Source organism: Streptomyces sp. NPDC005202, assembly GCF_040608235.1.
In the GTDB taxonomy this organism is placed as follows: Bacteria; Actinomycetota; Actinomycetes; order Streptomycetales; family Streptomycetaceae; genus Streptomyces.
Genome location: NZ_JBEXHW010000014.1, coordinates 33787 through 53978 on the forward strand (window position 1 = coordinate 33787; position 20192 = coordinate 53978).

14 protein-coding genes and 1 pseudogene are annotated in these 20192 nt (G+C 72.6%); 14 read left to right on the forward strand and 1 reads right to left on the reverse strand.

The genetic code is table 11. The features are described from left to right. Positions 1-32: 32 nt before the first annotated feature. From ABZV31_RS21125 to ABZV31_RS21150, 6 genes and pseudogenes are all read left to right on the forward strand, one after another. A complete protein-coding gene (locus tag ABZV31_RS21125; RefSeq protein ID WP_355895946.1) occupies positions 33-1211 on the forward strand; it encodes a TadA family conjugal transfer-associated ATPase in 1179 nt (392 codons plus the stop codon). After that, positions 1204-2079: a type II secretion system F family protein gene (locus ABZV31_RS21130; RefSeq protein ID WP_355895948.1), complete on the forward strand. Its 876-nt coding sequence runs from the start codon at positions 1204-1206 to the stop codon at positions 2077-2079. The genes ABZV31_RS21125 and ABZV31_RS21130 overlap by 8 nt, the downstream gene beginning before the upstream one ends. Next, a complete protein-coding gene (locus ABZV31_RS21135; protein ID WP_355895951.1) occupies positions 2076-2870 on the forward strand; it encodes a type II secretion system F family protein in 795 nt (264 codons plus the stop codon). Before ABZV31_RS21130 ends, ABZV31_RS21135 begins: the two co-directional genes overlap by 4 nt. A gap of 72 nt (positions 2871-2942) precedes the next feature. After that, the gene (locus ABZV31_RS21140) at positions 2943-3134 is read left to right on the forward strand and encodes a DUF4244 domain-containing protein (RefSeq protein WP_355895954.1); all 192 of its coding nucleotides are present in this window, start codon (positions 2943-2945) and stop codon (positions 3132-3134) included. Continuing rightward, the gene (locus ABZV31_RS21145) at positions 3121-3486 is read left to right on the forward strand and encodes a TadE family type IV pilus minor pilin (RefSeq protein WP_355895957.1); all 366 of its coding nucleotides are present in this window, start codon (positions 3121-3123) and stop codon (positions 3484-3486) included. The genes ABZV31_RS21140 and ABZV31_RS21145 overlap by 14 nt, the downstream gene beginning before the upstream one ends. 128 nt (positions 3487-3614) lie before the next feature. Continuing rightward, positions 3615-3953, forward strand: a pseudogene (locus ABZV31_RS21150) (Rv3654c family TadE-like protein); the annotation flags it as partial. A 380-nt stretch (positions 3954-4333) separates the two neighbouring features. Here ABZV31_RS21150 and ABZV31_RS21155 read toward each other — a convergent pair. After that, on the reverse strand, positions 4334-6829 hold the full coding sequence (locus tag ABZV31_RS21155; protein WP_355896200.1) for a DEAD/DEAH box helicase: 2496 nt from the start codon (positions 6827-6829) through the stop codon (positions 4334-4336). Between the two features lie 79 nt (positions 6830-6908). Between ABZV31_RS21155 and bldG the strand changes: the two genes are divergently transcribed. The 8 genes from bldG (at position 6909) to tmk (ending at position 20093) form a co-directional block, all read left to right on the forward strand. Further along, positions 6909-7250 (forward strand): anti-sigma factor antagonist BldG, encoded by a 342-nt coding sequence (gene bldG / locus ABZV31_RS21160; protein ID WP_010986038.1) that lies wholly within the window; start codon positions 6909-6911, stop codon positions 7248-7250. A 105-nt stretch (positions 7251-7355) separates the two neighbouring features. Then, positions 7356-7787 carry an ATP-binding protein gene (locus ABZV31_RS21165; RefSeq protein ID WP_355895960.1) on the forward strand — a complete coding sequence of 144 codons (432 nt, stop codon included), beginning with the start codon at positions 7356-7358 and terminating at the stop codon, positions 7785-7787. Between the two features lie 316 nt (positions 7788-8103). Then, positions 8104-10509, forward strand: coding sequence for a sodium-translocating pyrophosphatase (locus tag ABZV31_RS21170; RefSeq protein ID WP_355895963.1), 2406 nt, complete (start codon positions 8104-8106; stop codon positions 10507-10509). A gap of 190 nt (positions 10510-10699) precedes the next feature. Beyond that, positions 10700-11299, forward strand: coding sequence for a small secreted protein (locus ABZV31_RS21175; protein WP_355895964.1), 600 nt, complete (start codon positions 10700-10702; stop codon positions 11297-11299). 77 nt (positions 11300-11376) lie between these two features. After that, positions 11377-12906 carry a class I SAM-dependent methyltransferase gene (locus ABZV31_RS21180; RefSeq protein WP_355895967.1) on the forward strand — a complete coding sequence of 510 codons (1530 nt, stop codon included), beginning with the start codon at positions 11377-11379 and terminating at the stop codon, positions 12904-12906. A 433-nt stretch (positions 12907-13339) separates the two neighbouring features. Then, the gene (locus tag ABZV31_RS21185) at positions 13340-13537 is read left to right on the forward strand and encodes a hypothetical protein (protein ID WP_355895970.1); all 198 of its coding nucleotides are present in this window, start codon (positions 13340-13342) and stop codon (positions 13535-13537) included. A gap of 246 nt (positions 13538-13783) precedes the next feature. After that, on the forward strand, positions 13784-16630 hold the full coding sequence (topA, locus tag ABZV31_RS21190) for a type I DNA topoisomerase (RefSeq protein ID WP_355895973.1): 2847 nt from the start codon (positions 13784-13786) through the stop codon (positions 16628-16630). A gap of 208 nt (positions 16631-16838) precedes the next feature. Continuing rightward, complete coding sequence (tmk, locus tag ABZV31_RS21195) at positions 16839-20093, forward strand: dTMP kinase (protein ID WP_355895976.1); 3255 nt, start codon at positions 16839-16841, stop codon at positions 20091-20093. Positions 20094-20192: the final 99 nt, after the last annotated feature.

Sequence of the window (20192 nt, forward strand, 5' to 3'; positions counted from 1 at the left end):
GGGGCGCCGCTGCTCACCTCACGGGGCCCGGGATGTCCGCGGAGTTGCTGGACGGCGTGCGGCAACGGCTCGCCGAAAGCGGGGCCGAACCGACGCCCGCGCGGGTGGCGCAGGCACTGCGGGAGCAGGGCCGTGTCCTCGGGGACGCCGAAGTGCTCGGGGCGGCCGAGCAGTTGCGGTCCGAGCTGATCGGCAGCGGCCCGCTGGAGCCGCTGCTCGCCGACCCCTCGGTGACCGACGTCCTCGTGTCGGCCCCGGACCGGGTGTGGGTCGATCGCGGCGGCGGGCTGGAGCGGGCCGCCGTCGCCTTCCCCGACGCGGCGGCCGTACGGCGCCTCGCGCAGCGCCTGGCCGCGGTGGCCGGGCGCCGACTGGACGACGCGCGGCCGTGGGTCGACGCCCGCCTGCCCGACGGCACCCGGCTGCACGCGGTGCTGCCCCCGGTCGCCGTCGGCTGCACCTGCCTGTCCCTGCGGGTCGTACGGCCGCGCGCGTTCACCCTCGACGAACTGGTGGCGGCGGGCACGGTGCCGCCGGGCGGGGACCGCGTACTGCGGGCGCTGATGGAGGCGCGGCTGTCCTTCCTCATCAGCGGCGGAACCGGCAGCGGCAAGACCACGTTGCTCAGCGCACTGCTGGGGCTGGTGGGGCCGGGCGAGCGGATCGTGCTCGCCGAGGACTCCGCGGAGCTGCGGCCCGACCATCCGCACGTCGTTCGCCTGGAGACCAGACCCGCCAACCAGGAGGGCGCGGGCCTCGTCACGCTCGAAGACCTGGTGCGGCAGGCGCTGCGGATGCGGCCGGACCGGCTGGTCGTGGGCGAGGTGCGCGGCCCCGAAGTGGTCCATCTGCTGGCCGCGCTCAACACGGGCCACGAGGGCGGCTGCGGCACCGTGCACGCCAATGCGGCCGCGGACGTCCCGGCCCGCCTGGAGGCGCTCGGTACGGCCGCCGGGCTGGACCGGGCCGCCCTGCACAGCCAGCTGGCGGCCGCGCTGTCGGTGGTGCTGCACCTCGTGCGGGACCGTTCCGGGCGGCGGCGGATCGCCGAGGTGCGGGTGCTGGAGCGGGAGACGTCGGGGCTGGTGAGAACGGTGTCGGCGCTGCGGTGGGGCGCGGAGGCGTTCGTCGAGGAACGGGGGTGGGAGCGGCTGCGGGGGCTGCTCCACCCGGACTGCACTCGGACAGGGAGTGGTGAGCGGAATGGGTGAGATGCCCTTGGGCCGGCTGTCCATGGGGGCGGCCGTGGCGTGCGCCGGAGCGGCCGTGTGGCTGATGGGCGGGCGGCACACCGGGGCGCGGCGGGCGCGGCTGCTGCTTGCCGGCGGCGGGGTGGTGGCCACCGGGCCGCCCGCGTGGGACCGGGCCGTCGGTGCACTGCGGCGGGTCCGCGGGCGGTTGCGGGCCGAGTGGTGGGCGCTGGCCGCCGGGCTGGTGCTGGCGGTGCTGGGTGCCTCGGCGCTGCCGGTCGTCGCGGGGGCGGCCGGGGTGCCGCTGCTGCGCCGGACGCGGCTCGCCCGAGCTGCGCGCGGGGCGCGGGAGCGGCGGGCAGACGCGGTGATCGCCCTGTGCGGGGCGCTCGCCGGGGAGGTGCGCGCCGGGCGGCAGCCGGGCGAGGCGCTGCTGCGCGCCGCCCGCGACTTGGCCGGGGTCGGGGACGCGCAGGCGGCGGTGCTGGCGGCGGCGCGGTTCGGCGGAGACGTGCCCGGCGCGCTCGCCACGGCCGCACGGCAACCGGGCGCCGAGGGGCTGCTGGGTCTCGCGGCCTGCTGGCGGGTGGCCGTGGACCAGGGTGCGGGCCTGGCGGCCGGGCTCGACCGGCTCGAAGGGGCGTTGCGGGCGGAGCGGGACCAACGCGCTGATCTCCGCGCGCAGTTGGCGGGCGCTCGGGCCACGGCGGTGATGCTCGCGGGCCTGCCGGCCCTGGGCCTCCTCCTCGGTACGGCCATGGGCGCCGACCCCCTGCACGTGCTGCTGCACACCGGAGCGGGCCTGGGCTGCCTGGTCATCGGCGGGGTGCTGGAAGGCGTGGGCCTGTGGTGGGCCCTGCGGATCGTCCGACGGGCGGAGGCGGCATGAGCGCGGACGTTGTCCACAGGCTGGGGGTGGCCATGGGCGCGGCGCTGCTTCTGGGGCTGCTGGTGCGGTGGCTGGAGGCGGCGCGCCGGGAGCGGAGAGTGCGACGGCGGCTGGCCTCGCTGCTGGAAACGGAGTCGGTGCTGAAGGCGGGCTCCGGGCCACGGTTCCAGGCGCGGGACGCCGTGCGGCGGTGGCTGCCCGCGGTGGGGGTGGTGGGTGCCGGGTGGGTACTGGTCGGCGGGCTCGCCGGAGTCGCGGTCGGGCTCGTCGGCGCGGCCGGGCTGTGGCGGTGGCGTCGGCGGCCGACGGCAGGCGGTCCGGGAAAGGAGTTCGACGCGGGGGAGGCCGCCCGGCAACTTCCCCTTGCTGCCGACCTGTTGGCGGCCTGCATCGCCGCCGGTGCCGATCCGGTGATCGCCGCCCAGGCCGTCGGCGAGGCCCTCGCAGGGCCTGTCGGGGAAGGACTGGCGCGGGGAGCGGCGGAGGTGCGGCTCGGGGGTGAGCCGGCCGACGCCTGGCGGAGGCTCGCCTCGATACCGGGTGCCGGGGCCCTGGCGCGGCTGCTGGAGCGGGCCGACGAGTCCGGGCTGCCCGCGGCCGTGCCGGTCGCGCGGCTCGCGGCGGACGCCCGCGCCGACCGGGCGCGTAGCGCGACGGCCCGGGCCCGCCGGGCGGCTGTCCTGGTCACCGCACCGGTGGGGTTGTGCTTCCTGCCCGCCTTCGTCGCGGTCGGCGTCCTGCCCGTGGTCATCGGCCTCGCGGGTGGGGTGGTGCGAGGGGGTGGTGGCTGACGGGCAGGTGGGCGTGAAGGACGCAGTTCGAGCAGTGAGTGAGCAACAGACCGAGACCTTACGGGGGTTGAGATGTACGGGAAGGTACGGGCGCGGATGCGTGCCCTGGTGCGCCGCGACGCGGGGATGGTCACGTCCGAGTACGCGATGGGGATCATCGCGGCGGTGGCGTTCGCCGTGCTGCTGTACGAGGTGGTGACGAGCGGGCAGGTCAAGTCGGAACTGCAGGCCATCGTGAAGCGGGCCCTCAGTGCGCGGATGTGAACGAGGCGCCGACAGGGGGTTCGTGACGGCGGAGGCGGCCATGGCCCTGCCCGTGCTGGTGCTGGTCGTGGCGACGCTGGTCTGGGGACTGCTGGTCGTTGTCGCCCAGATCCAGTGCGTGGACGCGGCGCGGGCGGGCGCCCGGGCCGCCGCCCGCCAGGACGCGGACAGCGCGGTCACCGAGGTAGCCCGTGAGGCGGCCCCGCGCGGCGCAAAGGTCATGGTGACCCGGGACGCGGAACACGTCCGCGTGGTCGTCGTGGCCGACCCACCCGGCATGGGCGCGCTGCCCTTCCAACTGAGGGAGGAGGCCGTGGCGGACGCCGAGGAGACGGTGGGGGTGGGGTCATGACGTGCCGGTTCCCCGGGGGCCCCGGTGGGCACGGCGCCATGGGATGCCGCGTCTGCGGGCACGGGGCCCTGACACGCCGCGTCTGCGGGCACGGGGCCCTGACACGCCGCAGCTGGGTGGGCCGGGCCATGAGACACCGCTTCTCGGACCGTGGCTCCGCCACCGTCTGGAGCGTCGGGGCGATCGCCGTGCTGTGCGTGGTGTTCGGCGTCGGGCTGGCCCTCGGGCAGGCCGTGGTGACCCGGCATCGCGCCGCCGGGGCCGCCGACCTCGCGGCGCTCGCCGCGGCGGACCACTGGGCGGAGGGCGGGGCCGCGGCCTGCGCCCGGGCGGACCGGGTGGCACGGGCGCAGGGCACCCGACTGGTCCGGTGCGCGATCATGGGCGAGATCTCGGACGTCACGGCGGTGTCTGAGCGGGGGCCGTTCACGGCGGAGGTCAGGGCGAGGGCGGGCCCGCCGGGGCCGGCCGGACCAGGGGGGCCTGCGGGGCCTGCGGGTTCGGCGGGGCCGGGGACTGCGGGTTCGGCGGGGCCTGCGGGTTCGGCGGGGCCGGGGACTGCGGGTTCGGCGGGGCCTGCGGGTTCGGCGGGGCCGGGGACTGCGGGCTCGGCGGGGCCTGCGGGTTCGGCGGGGCCGGGGACTGCGGGTTCGGCGGGGACTGCGGGTTCGGCGGGGACTGCGGGTTCGGCGGGGCCTGCGGGTTCGGCGGGGCCGGGGACTGCGGGCTCGGCGGGGCCTGCGGGTTCGGCGGGGCCTGGTCGGTGGGGGGTGCCGGCGCCGACGGGGCCGGGACAGCCCGGTGCGCCGGCCCCACCCCGGGCGATGCCGGCCCTACCCTTCGACGGCTAACCCTCCGCCTTCGTCGACGCCTTCGACGCCTTTGACTCCTTCTCCTCCGGTGCCCCCTTCAGCAGCACGGTCAGCAGCCGGACGGCCCCTCTCTTGTGCAGCGGGTCGTTGCCGTTGCCGCACTTGGGGGACTGGATGCAGGACGGGCAGCCTGAGTCGCACTCGCAGGAGGCGATGGCTTGGAGGGTGGCGGTGAGCCAGGCGCGGGCGGTGTGGAAGGCGCGCTCCGCGAAGCCCGCGCCGCCCGGGTGGCCGTCATAGACGAAGACCGTCGGCAGGAGCGTATCGGGGTGGAGCGGGATGGACACACCGCCGATGTCCCAGCGGTCGCAGGTGGCGAACAGGGGCAGCATGCCGATCGACGCGTGCTCGGCGGCGTGCAGGGCGCCGCCGAGGATCTCCGGGTTGATCCGGGCCTCGTCCAACTGGTCCTCGGTGACCGTCCACCACACCGCGCGCGTCCGCAGCGTACGAGGAGGGAGGTCGAGTTTCGTCTCGCCCAGCACTTCACCGGTGATGACACGCCGACGCAGGAAGGAGACCACCTGGTTGGTGACCTCGACGGAGCCGTAGCACAAGCGGCCGTCGCCCCAGGGGACCTCGACGTCCGTCTCCAGGACGGAGATCGACGTCGTGTCGCGGGCGACCGTCGTGTACGGCGGGTTGGCCTCCTCGACCAGGGCGACCGAGTCGTCCAGGTCGAGGGAGCGCACCAGGTACGTCCGGCCCTGGTGCAGGTGGACCGCGCCCTCGTGCACCGTCGTGTGCGCGGCGCCCGCGTCGACCGTGCCGAGCAGCCGCCCGGTGCCGGCCTCGACGATCTGGACCGGCCGTCCGCCCTCGCCGCGGATGTCGGTCAGATCCGCGGCCCGCTCCCGGCGCGTCCAGTGCCAGGCCTTCGTACGACGTCGCAGCAGCTTGGCGGCCTCCAGTTGGGGGAGCAGTTCCTCGCACGCCGGGCCGAACAGCTCGACGTCCTCGTCGGTCAGTGGCAGCTCGGCGGCGGCCGCGCACAGGTGCGGGGCGAGGACGTACGGGTTGTCCGGGTCGAGGACCGTGGATTCCACCGGCTGGTCGAACAGGGCCTCCGGGTGGTGGACGAGGAAGGTGTCCAGCGGGTCGTCGCGGGCGACCAGCACCGCCAGGGCTCCCTGCCCTGCGCGGCCCGCCCGGCCTGCCTGCTGCCACAGGGACGCGCGCGTCCCCGGATAACCGGCGATCACCACGGCGTCCAGGCCCGACACGTCGACGCCGAGTTCGAGGGCGGTCGTCGCGGCGAGGCCCAGGAGCTCGCCGGAGTGCAGGGCGCGTTCCAGGGCACGGCGCTCCTCGGGGAGGTAGCCACCGCGGTAGGCCGCCACGCGGCGGGCCAGCGACCGGTCGAACTCCCCCAGGCGCTCCTGGGCGATCACCGAGATCAGTTCGGCGCCGCGCCGGGAGCGTACGAAGGCGACCGAGCGCACGCCCTGCAGGGTGAGGTCCGTCAGCAGGTCGGCCGTCTCGGCGGTGGCGGTGCGGCGGACCGGCGCGCCCTTCTCGCCCTGCAGCTCGGTGAGCGGCGGCTCCCAGAGAGCGAACACCAGTTCACCGCGGGGCGAGGCGTCGTCGGCGATCTCCACCACCGGCAGGCCGGTCAGTCGGCGGGCGGCCACCGAGGGCTCCGCCGCGGTCGCCGAGGCCAGCAGGAAGACGGGCGAGGCGCCGTAGCGCGCGCACAGGCGGCGCAGGCGGCGCAGGACCTGGGCGACGTGGGAACCGAAGACGCCCCGGTAGGTGTGACACTCGTCGATGACGACGTACTTCAGGGCACGCAGGAAGGAGGACCAGCGCGGGTGCGAGGGCAGGATGCCGCGATGCAGCATGTCGGGGTTGGTGAGGACGTAGTTGGCGTACTGGCGGATCCACTCGCGTTCCTCGACCGGGGTGTCGCCGTCGTACACCGCGGCGCGCACGGCGGTGCCGAGCGGTTGTGAAAGTTCCTTCACCGCGCGGCACTGATCGGCCGCGAGGGCCTTCGTGGGGGCCAGGTACAGGGCGGTCGCGCCGCGGCCGTTCGCTGCCTCGGCGCCGCCCAGCAGCGTCGACAGCACCGGGACGAGGTACGCCAGGGACTTGCCGGACGCCGTGCCCGTGGCGACGACCACCGAATCGCCGTCCAGGGCGTGCTCGGCCGCGCGCGCCTGGTGGGCCCAGGGGTGCTCGATGCCGCACGCCTGCACCGCGGCGATGACTTCGGAGCGAATCCGGTCTGGCCAGACGGCATGGCGACCGGCACGCGGGGGCAAGTGCTCCGTATGAGTGATGCGCGCAGCCCGGCTCGGCCCCGAGGCGAGCCGGTCCAGAACCGCGCCCGGCGCCAGGCGGGATGCGGGGTCCGTCGGGGATCGTTCGGATCGGTGATTCTTGGCCATCGGCACCGAGTGTGTCACTGGCGTGACGGACAATGGAGCCAAGGCGTCGTGCACGGCTGCCGGTAAGTGATTGAATGCCAGCGGCTGGCGAACCGTCCTGGGGGCTTCAAGCCGAGGTGCCCGAGGGGCGACCGCTCGATAGCAAGGTGCTGGAGGATCCGTGGACCTGTCCCTGTCGACCCGTACCGTCGGCGATCGTACGGTCGTCGAGGTCGGTGGCGAAATCGACGTATATACCGCGCCCAAGCTGCGCGAGCAGCTGGTCGAGCTGGTGAACGACGGGAATTTCCACCTCGTCGTCGACATGGAGGGCGTGGACTTCCTCGACTCCACCGGTCTCGGCGTGCTGGTCGGCGGTCTGAAGCGAGTGCGTGCCCACGAGGGCTCGCTGCGCCTGGTCTGTAACCAGGAGCGCATTCTCAAGATCTTCCGCATCACCGGTCTCACCAAGGTGTTCCCGATCCACACCTCGGTCGAAGAAGCGGTGGCGGCCACCGACTGACCGCCGCCCTGGGCCGGTGCCCGGGACGGAAGAAGTTCATGCGGGGGACCGGGCTTTCGGCGGCCCGGCCCCCCGACAGCACGCCCGTAGCTCCGAGGGGGATGCATGGCCACCGTCGAACTCCGCTTCAGCGCGCTGCCCGAGCACGTCCGGACCGCCCGACTGGTGGCGGCAGCGGTGGCGCGCAGGGCCGGAGTGGACGAGGCCGTCCTCGACGAGGTCAGACTCGCCGTCGGCGAGGCCTGTACCCGTGCCGTCGGACTGCACCAGAGCGGCGGTATCTCGGCACCGGTGAAGGTGATGCTGATCGAGGAGGAGAAGCAGTTCTCCATCGAGGTCGGTGACGAGGCCCCGCACGCGACTCACGGCGCCGGGGGTGCCTCGGGCACCCCGGACGACGTGGAGGCCGAGGAGGACGAGATGGGCCTCGCGGTCATCAGCGGCCTCGTCGACGACGTGGAGGTCTCGGCTGGGGAGCACGGCGGGTTGATCAAGATGACCTGGCCGACCACACCGCCGGCCGCGGCGCTTCCCTGACCCGGCTTCCCTCAACCGCAGTCCCGAAGGGCCCTACCGAGTAGGTAGGGCCCTTCGGCATGTCGGGGTGTCGGTGCCCGCGTCTACAGTGGAGCCGTGCAGCGCATTTCGTGAATTCGTTCACGATCAATGCGATAATGGATCAAGCGTCAATGCTTTTGGGGCATTACCTCTTTCGGGTTCCGTGGCCGCCCGGCGATCATTTGCTGAGGAGCAGGTGAAGGCCAATTCCGTTTGCCGCCCTCTGTTTTGATCAGGTTCCGGTACCTACAATCCGTCCACATCTTGAGCTCAGCCCAAGCGTCAAGGAGGACGAATGGCGGGGCTTTCTACCCCTCATCAGTTGGGCCATCCCACAACCTTCGCAGCCGCAGTGTTGACCGACGACAATCGGATCATCGTGGCGGTCATCGCGGCCGTCGCGCTGGCCGCGCTCGTGGTCGCCGGCGTCCTGGTGCGCCAGGTGCTCGCGGCAGGCGAAGGCACCGACAGCATGAAGCAGATCGCGGCGGCGGTCCAGGAAGGCGCAAAGGCCTACCTGGCCCGGCAACTGCGCACGCTCGGCGTATTCGCCGTCGTCGTGTTCTTCCTGCTCATGCTGCTGCCCGCGGACGACTGGAATCAGCGCGCCGGACGGTCGGTGTTCTTCCTGATCGGTGCGGCGTTCTCGGCGGCCACCGGCTATATCGGCATGTGGCTCGCCGTACGCAGCAATGTGCGCGTTGCCGCGGCGGCTCGGGAAGCGACTCCGGCGGAGGGTGAGCCGGAAAAGGATCTCACCACCGTCTCGCACAAAGCTATGAAGATCGCTTTCCGCACGGGCGGCGTCGTCGGCATGTTCACGGTGGGGCTCGGCCTGCTGGGCGCCTCCTGTGTGGTGCTGGTGTACGCGGCCGACGCGCCGAAGGTGCTCGAGGGCTTCGGCCTCGGCGCCGCGCTGATCGCGATGTTCATGCGTGTCGGCGGCGGCATCTTCACCAAGGCCGCCGACGTCGGCGCCGACCTTGTCGGCAAGGTCGAGCAGGGCATTCCGGAGGACGACCCGCGCAATGCCGCGACCATCGCCGACAACGTGGGCGACAACGTCGGCGACTGTGCCGGTATGGCGGCGGATCTCTTCGAGTCGTACGCCGTCACGCTCGTAGCCGCGCTGATCCTCGGCAAGGCGGCCTTCGGCAACGACGGGCTCGCCTTCCCGTTGCTCGTGCCCGCGATCGGCGTGATCACCGCGATGATCGGCATCTTCGCGGTGGCGCCGCGGCGCGCCGACCGCAGCGGCATGAGCGCGATCAACCGCGGCTTCTTCATCTCCGCGGTGATCTCGCTGGCGCTGGTCGCGGCCGCCGTCTACACCTATCTGCCGTCGTCGTACGCCGACCTCGACGGCCTCACCGACGCGGCGATCAAGGGCAAGGGCGGCGATCCGCGGATCGTCGCCCTGGTCGCGGTGGCGATCGGCATCCTGCTCGCCGCCGTGATCCAGCAGTTGACCGGCTACTTCACCGAGACCAACCGGCGTCCGGTACGGGACATCGGCAAGACCTCGCTCACCGGCCCGGCCACCGTCGTCCTGGCCGGTGTCTCCCTCGGTCTGGAATCGGCCGTCTACACCGCCCTGCTGATCGGCCTCGGCGTGTACGGGGCGTTCCTGCTCGGCGGTACGTCGATCATGCTGGCGCTGTTCGCGGTGGCGCTGGCCGGCACCGGCCTGCTCACCACGGTCGGCGTGATCGTCGCCATGGACACCTTCGGTCCGGTCTCCGACAACGCGCAGGGCATCGCCGAGATGTCCGGCGACGTCGAGGGCGCGGGCGCGCAGGTGCTCACCAACCTGGACGCCGTCGGCAACACCACCAAGGCCATCACCAAGGGCATCGCCATCGCCACCGCGGTCCTGGCGGCGTCGGCGCTCTTCGGCTCGTACCGCGACGCGATCACCACCGGTGCGCAGGACGTCGGGGAGAAGCTGTCCGGCGCGGGCGCGCCGATGACCCTGATCATGGACATCTCGCAGCCCAACAACCTCGTCGGCCTCATCGCGGGCGCGGCGGTCGTCTTTCTCTTCTCGGGGCTGGCGATCAACGCGGTGTCGCGGTCGGCGGGTGCCGTGGTCTTCGAGGTGCGGCGGCAGTTTCGCGAGCACCCCGGGATCATGGACTACACCGAGAAGCCCGAGTACGGGCGCGTCGTCGACATCTGCACCAAGGACGCGCTGCGCGAACTCGCCACGCCCGGTCTGCTCGCCGTCCTGGCGCCCATCTTCGTCGGGTTCACGCTCGGCGTCGGCGCGCTCGGCGCCTACCTCGCGGGCGCGATCGGCACGGGCACGCTGATGGCGGTGTTCCTCGCCAACTCCGGCGGCGCCTGGGACAACGCCAAGAAGCTCGTCGAGGACGGCCACCACGGCGGCAAGGGCAGCGAGGCCCACGCGGCCACGGTGATCGGCGACACGGTCGGCGACCCCTTCAAGGACACCGCCGGTCCCGCGATCAACCCGCTGCTGAAGGTGATGAACCTGGTGTCGCTGCTCATCGCGCCCGCGGTCATCAAGTTCAGCTACGGCGACGACAAGAGCATCGGCGTACGGATCACGATCGCGATCCTCGCGCTGATCGTCATCGTCGGCGCGGTGTACGTCTCCAAGCGGCGCGGAATCGCCGTGGGTGACGAAGACAACTCCGAACGGGTGTCGAAGTCGGCCGATCCTGCGGTGGTTTCGTAGGCGGCCCTCCGAGGCCCAGCTCATGAGGCGGGCGGGCGGCGCTTTCCATGCGCCGCCCGCCCGCTGCGTGCGTGTGCCCCCCGCTCGTGAGCCTTCTCTCGCTTGGTACAAATGACTGCAAGAGGGGTCTTAAGGGATGTTCGTCCCGTGGTTGTCGCCCACACCCCGTGTATGTTCCGGGCCGAGAGCCATGGAAGGGACCAATCCGGTGAACAAGAAGCTCGCGGCCGCACTGTCCGGCGGTGCGGTACTGGTACTGGCACTGACGGGATGCACCAGCAGCAGCGCAGATGACAAGAACGACGCGCTGAACACCTGGGCCAAGCAGGTCTGCGACGCGGTGCAGCCGCAGGCGAAGAAGATCGCGGCCGCCAACGCCGCGATCCAGAAGGAGACATCGGACAACAGCACGCCGGCAGAGGTCCAGAAGACCGACGCGCAGGCCTTCCAGGACATGTCCGACGCCTACAAGGCGATCGGCGCCGCCGTGAACAAGGCCGGGGCGCCCAACGTCGACAACGGCCAGAAGAAGCAGCAGGACGCGGTCAAGGAGCTCAACGACCTCGGCGCGTCGTACGCCTCCTTGAAGAAGCAGGTGGACGGGCTTGACACCAAGGACCAGGCGAAGTTCGCCGACGGGCTCAAGAACATCGCCACCCAGCTGGACAAGCTGAGCAAGACCGGAAACGACGCCCTGAAGAACCTCGAGGAGGGCGACGTCGGAAAGGCGATGGCCCAGCAGCCGAGCTGCAAGTCCGCAGCCGGGTCGGCTTCGGCGACGCAGGGCTGACCTGGAGAGGGCGGTCATTCGGCCGGCCGAAAAAGGGCACGGCACGCACGCGTGCGATGTCGGTGCGAGCCGACACAATGGGGGACGTGAGTGACTCCCGCCTGCCCGCACTGCCCGCCGCCGACCGCCCCGACGTTGCCGCCCGGCTCCGGGACGCCCTGCTCGGTGCCTCCTTCACCGCCGACGGACTGCTCGAACTGCTCGGCGCCCCCGCGTACGCGGCACTCGCGCGCAGCGAGACCGTGCCCGCGCTCAGGGCGACGCGCGGGGACACGCCGCTGGAGATGCTCGTACGGCTGTTCCTGCTGCAGCAGCCCGTGCCGCACGCGCGCGTGGCGGACGTCCTGCCCGTCGAGGCCTGCCTGGAGACCGGCTGGCTGGTGCGCGTCGGCGGCGACGAACTTGCCGCCACCGTGGACGTCCGGCCGTACGGCGGGCTCGACGGCGAGGACTGGTTCATCGTGTCCGACCTGGGCTGCGCGGTCGGCGGCGCCGGCGGGATCGGCAGCCGCGAGGAGGGCGTGGTCCTGGGCGTCGGCGGCGCGTCCACGACGCTCGCGGGCATCACCGTCCGGACGCCCGTCGCCTCCGCGCTCGACCTCGGCACCGGCTCCGGCATCCAGGCGCTGCACGCCGCTCAGCACGCCACGCGCGTGACCGCCACCGACGTCAATCCGCGCGCGCTGCACATCGCCGCGCTCACCCTCGCGCTGTCCGGCGCCCCGGCCGCCGATTTGCGCCAGGGCTCACTGTTCGAGCCGCTCCGGGACGACGAGACGTACGACCTGATCGTGTCGAACCCGCCCTTCGTGATCTCACCGCGCGCCCGGCTCACCTACCGCGACGGCGGGATGGGCGGGGACGATCTGTGCCGCACGCTCGTTCAACAGGCGGGGGAGCGGCTGAACGAGGGCGGGTTCGCGCAGTTCCTCGCCAACTGGCAGCACGTGGCAGGGGAGGACTGGCAGGACAGGCTCAGGTCATGGGTGCCCCGCGGGTGCGACGCCTGGATCGTGCAGCGCGAGGTGCAGGACGTCACGCAGTACGCGGAGCTGTGGCTCAGGGACGCCGGCGACCACCGCGGCGACCCGGCGGAGTACCAGGCGCGGTACGACGCCTGGCTGGAGGAGTTCGAGGCCCGCAAGGTGAAGGCCGTGGGCTTCGGCTGGATCACCCTGCGAAGGACGGGATCCGCCGTGCCCTTGGTCACCGTCGAGGAGTGGCCGCACCCGGTCGAGCAGCCGCTCGGCGACACGGTGCGGGCGCACTTCGCGCGGCTCGACTACCTGCGCAAACACGACGACGCGGCCCTGCTCGACGCGCACTTCCGGCTCGCCCCCGAGATCGTGCAGGAGCAGGTCGGGCTGCCCGGCGCCGAGGACCCGGAGCACGTCGTGCTGCGCCAGAACCGAGGGATGCGCCGGGCCACCACGGTGGACACGGTCGGCGCGGGCTTCGCCGGCGTCTGCGACGGCACGCTGAGCGCCGGCCGCATCCTGGACGCCATCGCCCAGCTGGTGGGCGAGGACCCCGTGCTGCTGCGCGACCGCACGCCCGCACAGATCCGGCTGCTGGTGGAGCAGGGGTTCCTCGAACCGGTGCGCTGAGGCCGACCGCGTCGGCGAGCGCCGGCGAGTGCCCACGGCGGGCTGACGAGTGCCGACGGGTGCCCGTGGGGTGTCGGCGAGTGCCCACGGGGTGCCGCAAGCGCACGGGGTGCTGACGCGCGCCGACGAGTGCCCCGGGGTCCCGGCGAGTGCCCACGAGGTGCTGACGGGCGCGGAAGGCGGCGCCGGGCCGGGCAACGAGTTCGCGTCGACTTCGGCTCGCGCATCCGACCCCGCCGGGTCCGACCATCTTTTCGGCCATCCGTCCGCCGAGAGGGACGGCCGAACGGAAAAAAAGTGGAAGCCGAGATTCTTGTCGTCCCGCGCGGGCGCCGCACCTCTGTCCGCCTCGTGTTCACCGCGGGTTGGCCCGGCCGTCGCCCGCAGGTGTCAGCCTCCCGGACCGGGGCATCCGGGACGAGAGGGAACGTACATGGAGATCGGGTCCGCGATTTTCACGGGGACGGTGTTCGCCCTGTTCGGAGCGGCATTGCTGGTGTGGACGGCGGTGCGGGTCCGGCACCGGGAACCCGTCGCCCTCGGTGTGAACCGGATCGCATCGGCGACCGTCGCGAGCCTGGCCGCCATGGCGGCCCTGACCCTCGGGGCGTGGTGCTTCACGCACTTGTGACAACCGCCGCAGCACTCCGGTTTCGGTAACTGAGGGATCACCCTCCGCATAAGTCCGAAAGGGCTGGTGGGCACTCCGGGCGGCAGGAAGGGCGGTAGTCGGGTTACCGTTCGAGTGGCCGTTGCGGGCTTTTCCCGTTTGACACGGGGGCGGGATGTACCGTCACACTCCGCAGCGTCAGCACGACCCCACCCCGGGAAACCAAGGCCTGGGGAGACCCAGCGTCGACCGGAGAGAAGAGCGAAGTTGTCCCCGACCAGCGAGACCGCACAGGGCGGCCGCCGACTCGTCATCGTCGAGTCGCCTGCCAAGGCGAAGACGATCAAGGGCTACCTCGGCCCCGGCTACGTCGTCGAAGCGAGCGTCGGGCACATCCGCGACCTCCCCAACGGCGCCGCTGAGGTGCCCGAGAAGTACACCGGCGAGGTCCGTCGCCTCGGCGTGGACGTCGAACACGACTTCCAGCCGATCTACGTGATCAACGCCGACAAGAAGGCCCAGGTCAAGAAGCTCAAGGACCTGCTGAAGGACTCGGACGAGCTCTTCCTCGCCACCGACGAGGACCGCGAGGGCGAGGCCATCGCCTGGCACCTGCAGGAGGTGCTCAAGCCGAAGATCCCCGTCAAGCGGATGGTCTTCCACGAGATCACCAAGGACGCGATCCGCGAGGCCGTCGCCAACCCGCGCCAGCTCAACCAGAGGCTGGTCGACGCCCAGGAGACCCGCCGCATCCTCGACCGTCTCTACGGCTACGAGGTCTCGCCGGTGCTGTGGAAGAAGGTCATGCCGCGCCTGTCGGCCGGCCGTGTCCAGTCGGTCGCGACCCGGCTCGTGGTGGAGCGGGAACGTGAGCGCATGGCGTTTCGTTCTGCTGAGTACTGGGACCTGACGGGCACCTTCACGACCGGCCGCGCGGGGGATCCGTCGGACCCGTCGTCGCTGGTCGCCCGCCTGCAGACCGTCGACGGCAGGCGCGTCGCACAGGGCCGCGACTTCGACTCCCTCGGACAACTCAAGAGCGCGAACACCCTCCACCTCGACGAGGCGAACGCCCGCGCCCTGGCCGCCGCCCTGGAGAACACCCGCTTCTCCGTGCGGTCCGTCGAGTCCAAGCCGTACCGCCGCTCGCCGTACGCCCCGTTCCGTACGACGACGCTGCAGCAGGAGGCCAGCCGCAAGCTCGGCTTCGGCGCGAAGGCGACCATGCAGATCGCGCAGAAGCTGTACGAGAACGGCTACATCACGTACATGCGTACGGACTCCACGACCCTGAGCGACACCGCCATCGCGGCCGCCCGCGCCCAGGTCACGCAGCTGTACGGCGCCGAGTACCTGCCCGACGCACCGCGCACGTACGCCGCGAAGGTCAAGAACGCCCAGGAGGCGCACGAGGCGATCCGTCCCTCGGGTGATCGTTTCCGCACCCCCGCCGAGACGGGCCTGACCGGCGACCAGTTCAAGCTCTACGAGCTGATCTGGAAGCGGACGGTCGCCTCCCAGATGAAGGACGCGACCGGGAACTCCGTCACGGTGAAGATCGGCGGCACGACGGCCGACGGCCGGGACGTCGAGTTCAGCGCGTCCGGCAAGACGATCACCTTCCACGGTTTCCTGAAGGCCTACGTCGAGGGCGCCGACGACCCGAACGCCGAGCTGGACGACCGCGAGCGCCGGCTGCCGCACGTGAGCGAGGGCGACGCGCTGACCGCCGAGGAGATCACGGTCGACGGCCACGCGACCAAGCCCCCAGCCCGCTACACCGAGGCCAGCCTGGTCAAGGAGCTGGAAGAGCGCGAGATCGGCCGCCCGTCGACGTACGCGTCGATCATCGGCACGATCCTCGACCGCGGCTACGTGTTCAAGAAGGGCACGGCCCTCGTGCCGTCCTTCCTGTCCTTCGCCGTGGTCAACCTCCTGGAGAAGCACTTCGGGCGGCTCGTCGACTACGACTTCACCGCCAAGATGGAGGACGACCTCGACCGGATCGCGCGCGGCGAGGCCCAGGCCGTGCCGTGGCTGAAGCGGTTCTACTTCGGCGAGGGCCCCACCAGCGGCAGCGGCAGCGCGGCCGAGGCCGGCAACGGCGACGGGGACCACCTCGGCGGCCTCAAGGAGCTGGTGACCGACCTGGGCGCGATCGACGCGCGCGAGGTGTCGTCGTTCCCCGTCGGCAACGACATCGTGCTGCGGGTCGGCCGCTACGGCCCGTACATCGAGCGTGGCGAGAAGGACTCCGAGAACCACCAGCGCGCCGACATCCCGGCCGACCTGGCACCGGACGAGCTGACCGTCGAGCTGGCCGAAGAGCTGCTCGCCAAGCCGAGCGGCGAGCGGGTGCTGGGCAACGACCCGGAGACGGGCCGCCAGATCGTCGCCAGGGACGGCCGCTACGGCCCGTACGTCACCGAGGTGCTCCCCGAGGGCACCCCGAAGACGGGCAAGAACGCCGTCAAGCCGCGTACGGCGTCGCTGTTCAAGTCGATGTCGCTGGACACGGTGACCCTGGAGGACGCGCTGAAGCTGATGTCGCTGCCGCGCGTCGTCGGCACCGACACCGACGGGCAGGAGATCACCGCGCAGAACGGCCGCTACGGCCCGTACCTGAAGAAGGGCACGGACTCGCGTTCGCTGCAGTCCGAGGACCAGATCTTCACGATCACGCTGGAGGAGGCGCAGGCGATCTACGCCCAGCCCAAGCAGCGCGGTCGCGCGGCGGCCAAGCCGCCGCTGAAGGAGCTGGGCGAGGACCCGGTCAGCGGCAAGCCCGTCGTCGTCAAGGACGGCCGCTTCGGTCCGTACGTCACCGACGGCGAGACCAATGCGACCCTCCGCTCAGGCGACAGCGTCGAGACGATCACCCCGGAGCGTGGCTTCGAGCTGCTCGCCGAGAAGCGCGCGAAGGGACCGGCCAAGAAGACCGCGAAGAAGGCGGCCGCCAAGAAGACGACGGCGAAGACGACGTCCACGACGACGGCTGCCAAGAAGACCGCGGCGACGAAGAAGACGGCCGCGAAGAAGACGACGGCGAAGAAGACGACTGCCAAGAAGACGGCCGCGAAGAAGGCGACGGCCTCGAAGGCGGCCGAGGACTGAGCCGGCCGAGGACTGAGCCCACGGCGGTGGAGGGCTGGTCCCCGGAGGTCGCGGCGGACTGAGTCGCCCTCGGGAAACGGTCCTGCGAGGACCCGGTTCCTCACACCGGGTTCGCGAAACGAACGCCCCGGCATCACTTTGGTGTCGGGGCGTGCGCACGTTCGGACGGTCGCCACTGCTTGTCGGTGCGTGCCGATAGGCTGAAAGCATGACGCGAGCCGAGCAGCCAACGGCCCACAACCCGGCCCCCGACGACGCCCTGGTAGCGGATTCCCGCGAGCGCGCCGTCCGCGCCCTGCTGCGCCAGCCGCAGTTGAAGCGGCTGTGGAGCGCGCAACTCGTGGGGGGCGTCGGAGACACCCTCGCACTCCTGGTGCTGGTCGTCCTCACCCTCCAGGCGGCGATCGCCGAGGGCTCGTTCGGAGGTGGCTACCGGGGCGTGGCGTTCGCGGTGGCGACCGTATTCGGGGCCCGCATCCTGGCGACGCTGCTCTTCGGCGCGGTCCTCCTCGGACCGCTCACCTCGCTCACCTCCAAGGAGGGCCCGCTCGACCGCCGCTGGACGATGGTCGGCGCGGACGGCGTGCGGGCCGCCCTGCTGATCGTCGCGCCGCTGTGGATCGACTGGACGCCGAACGACGCGTCGGCCTTCCTCCTGGTCACCGTCTTCGTGACCGGTGTCGCCGAGCGCTTCTGGACGGTGTGCCGGGAGAGCGCGGCGCCCGCGCTGCTGCCCGCCCCGCCCCCGGAGGGCGCCACGGTGCGCCCGCTGCCGGACCACATGGACGCCCTGCGCCGCCTGTCGCTGCGGACGAACTTCGTGGCGATCCCCCTCGCGGGCGCCGCCCTGGTCGTCGCGGCGCTGCTCAACAACCTCCTGGGCGCCGGGATCGACTGGTTTGCCCAGCACCAGGCGGCCCTCGGCTCGTACGTCGCGGCCGGGCTGTTCGCCGCGTCCCTGTCCGTGCTGACCTCGCTTGAGCTGCCCGACACGCGCACCCCGCGCGCGCGGTCACCGCTCGAGGGGCTGCGCCGCCCCAGGACGGGCACCGGCGTCGACAAGGGCCGTACGGGGGCCGTTCCGCTGCTCGTGCTCGCGTCCGCGGCCGTCGCCGGGGCGATCGCCTCCGCGGTCGCCGTGTGCGTACTGCACGCCAAGGACCTGGGCGGCGGCCCGGTGCTGTACGGGCTGGCGGTGCTCGCCCTGACCGGCGGAGCGGTCGTCGGCATCCGTACGGCACCGAAGGTGCTCGTGTCGCTGTCGCGGCGCCGGCTGCTGTCGCTGGCGATCGCGTTCACCGGCATCGCGCTTCTCGCCGCCGGGCTCGTCCCGGACGTCACCACCGTCCTGGTGATCCTCGCGGTGGCCGGTGTGGGCGCGGGCGTGGCCGCCAACACCGGGCACACGCTGCTCGAACAGGAGGCCGAGGACTACCGCCGGCCGCGCATGACGGAGCACCTCCACGCGGTGGTACGGGTCTTCGTGGCCCTCGGTGCCGTGATCGCCCCGGTCGTCGCGGCCGGGATCGGACCGCACCGGCTGGAGAACGGCAGGTTCGTGTTCGCGCACGGCGGCGCCGCCTTCACGCTGATGCTGGTCGGCGCGCTGCTGCTGCCGGTGGCCGCGCTGGTGCTGGCCAAGGTCGACGACCGCTCCGGCGTGCCGCTGCGCCACGACCTGCTGGACGCCCTGCGCGGCGGCGACGACCCGGCGCAGGTGCCCGCCGCGAGCGGTTTCTTCATCGCCCTGGAGGGCGGCGACGGGGCCGGCAAATCGACCCAGGCCGAGGCGCTCGCCGAGTGGATCAGGTCCAAGGGCCACGAGGTCGTCCTCACCCGCGAGCCGGGGGCCACGCCTGTGGGCAAGCGGCTGCGGTCGATCCTGCTGGACGTGTCGTCGCAGGGCCTGTCGCACCGGGCGGAGGCGCTTCTGTACGCGGCTGACCGCGCGGAACACGTCGACACGGTCGTACGACCCGCACTGGAGCGCGGCGCGGTAGTGATCTCCGACCGGTACATCGACTCCTCCGTCGCCTACCAGGGCGCGGGCCGCGACCTGTCCCCGACGGAGATCGCCCGGATCTCCCGCTGGGCGACGAACGGGCTGGTCCCGCATCTGACGGTCCTGCTGGACGTCTCGCCGGAGACCGCCCGCGAACGGTTCACGGAGGCGCCGGACCGGCTGGAGTCGGAGCCCGCCGAGTTCCACGCGCGCGTGCGGTCCGGTTTCCTGACGCTGGCCGCCGCCGACCCCGGGCGCTACCTCGTCGTCGACGCTGGTCAGGAGCCCGAGGCCGTCACGACCGTCATCCGGCACCGGCTCGACCAGATGCTGCCGCTGTCCGAGGCCGAGCTGAAGGCCCGGGAGGAGGCGCGCAGGAAGGCCGAGGAGGAGGCCCGCCGCAAGGCCGAGGAAGAAGCCGCCCGCAAGGCCGAGGAGGAGCGCCTGGAGCGCGAGCGCCAGGAGCAGCTCGCGCGGCTGCGCGCCGAGGAGGAGGAACGCAAGCGGCGCGAGCTGGAGGAGGCGCAGCGGCGCGAGGCCGAGCGGCAGGCCGAGGAGGCCCGGCAGCGGGCGGAAGAAGCGCGCCGGCGGGCCGAGGAGGAACGGGCGCGGCTTCTTGCGGAGGAGCAGGCGCGGGCCGAGGCCGAGGCGCGGCGGAAGGCCGAGGAGGAGCGGCGGCGCCAGCAGGCCGAGGAGGAGGCCCGGCTGCGCGCCGAGGCCGAGGCACGGCGCCTGGAGAAGCAGCAGAAGGCCGAGGAGGCCCTGCTGCGGGCCGAAGAAGCACGGCGGGCGGCGGAGCAGGCCGCGGCCGCCGCGCAGGCGGGCCCCCGGCAGCCGGCCTCTCCCGCGGCCCCGGCGGTTGGGCCGGATGCGGCGACGGTGCCGACACCGGTGGTGGCGCCGACGAACGCGTCGGGCGGGCCGGCGGAGGAGACGGCGGTGCTGCCGCCGGTGCGGGGGGAGCGGGCCGAGGACGGGCCCTCCCGCAGGACCCGGGAGGCCGAGTCCGAGGTGACGGCGAAACTCCCGCAGCCTCCGGTTCCGCCAGTGGCGACCGACCAGTCGGCTGTGTCGCCGCAGGCGGCTCCTGAGGGGGCGGCCGACGAGACGGCCGTGCTGCCGCCGGTGAGCCCTGACGGAGCGGCGGACGAGACCGCGGTGCTGCCTCCTGTCCGGGGTGAGGATCCCGCGGACCGGGTTCCGCCGGGGTTCTTCCGGGACGAGCGGTCGGCTGCTGCCCAGCCCGGCGGTTCGGACGACCGTACGCGCGAGCTGCCACAGGTCGAGGCCGAGGGCGGCTCGCGGCGGCGACCGCGACCGGACTGGGCCGAGGAGACGCCGCTCGACGATCTGCCGACGCTGGCGGACGAGCTGCTGGGCCCGCGCGAGGACGACGGGGAGTTCGACGACGGTCGGGGTGGCGGCCGCGACGGTGGCCGGGGACGGGGTCGGCGGCGCTGAGCTCGGCTGCTGAGCCGCGCCGAGCTGCGGTCGGCGTCCGGTGGGGGGCGCAATTCGGCGCAGGCCGTTGAGGCATGGGCAGCGCAAGCCGTCCACCCG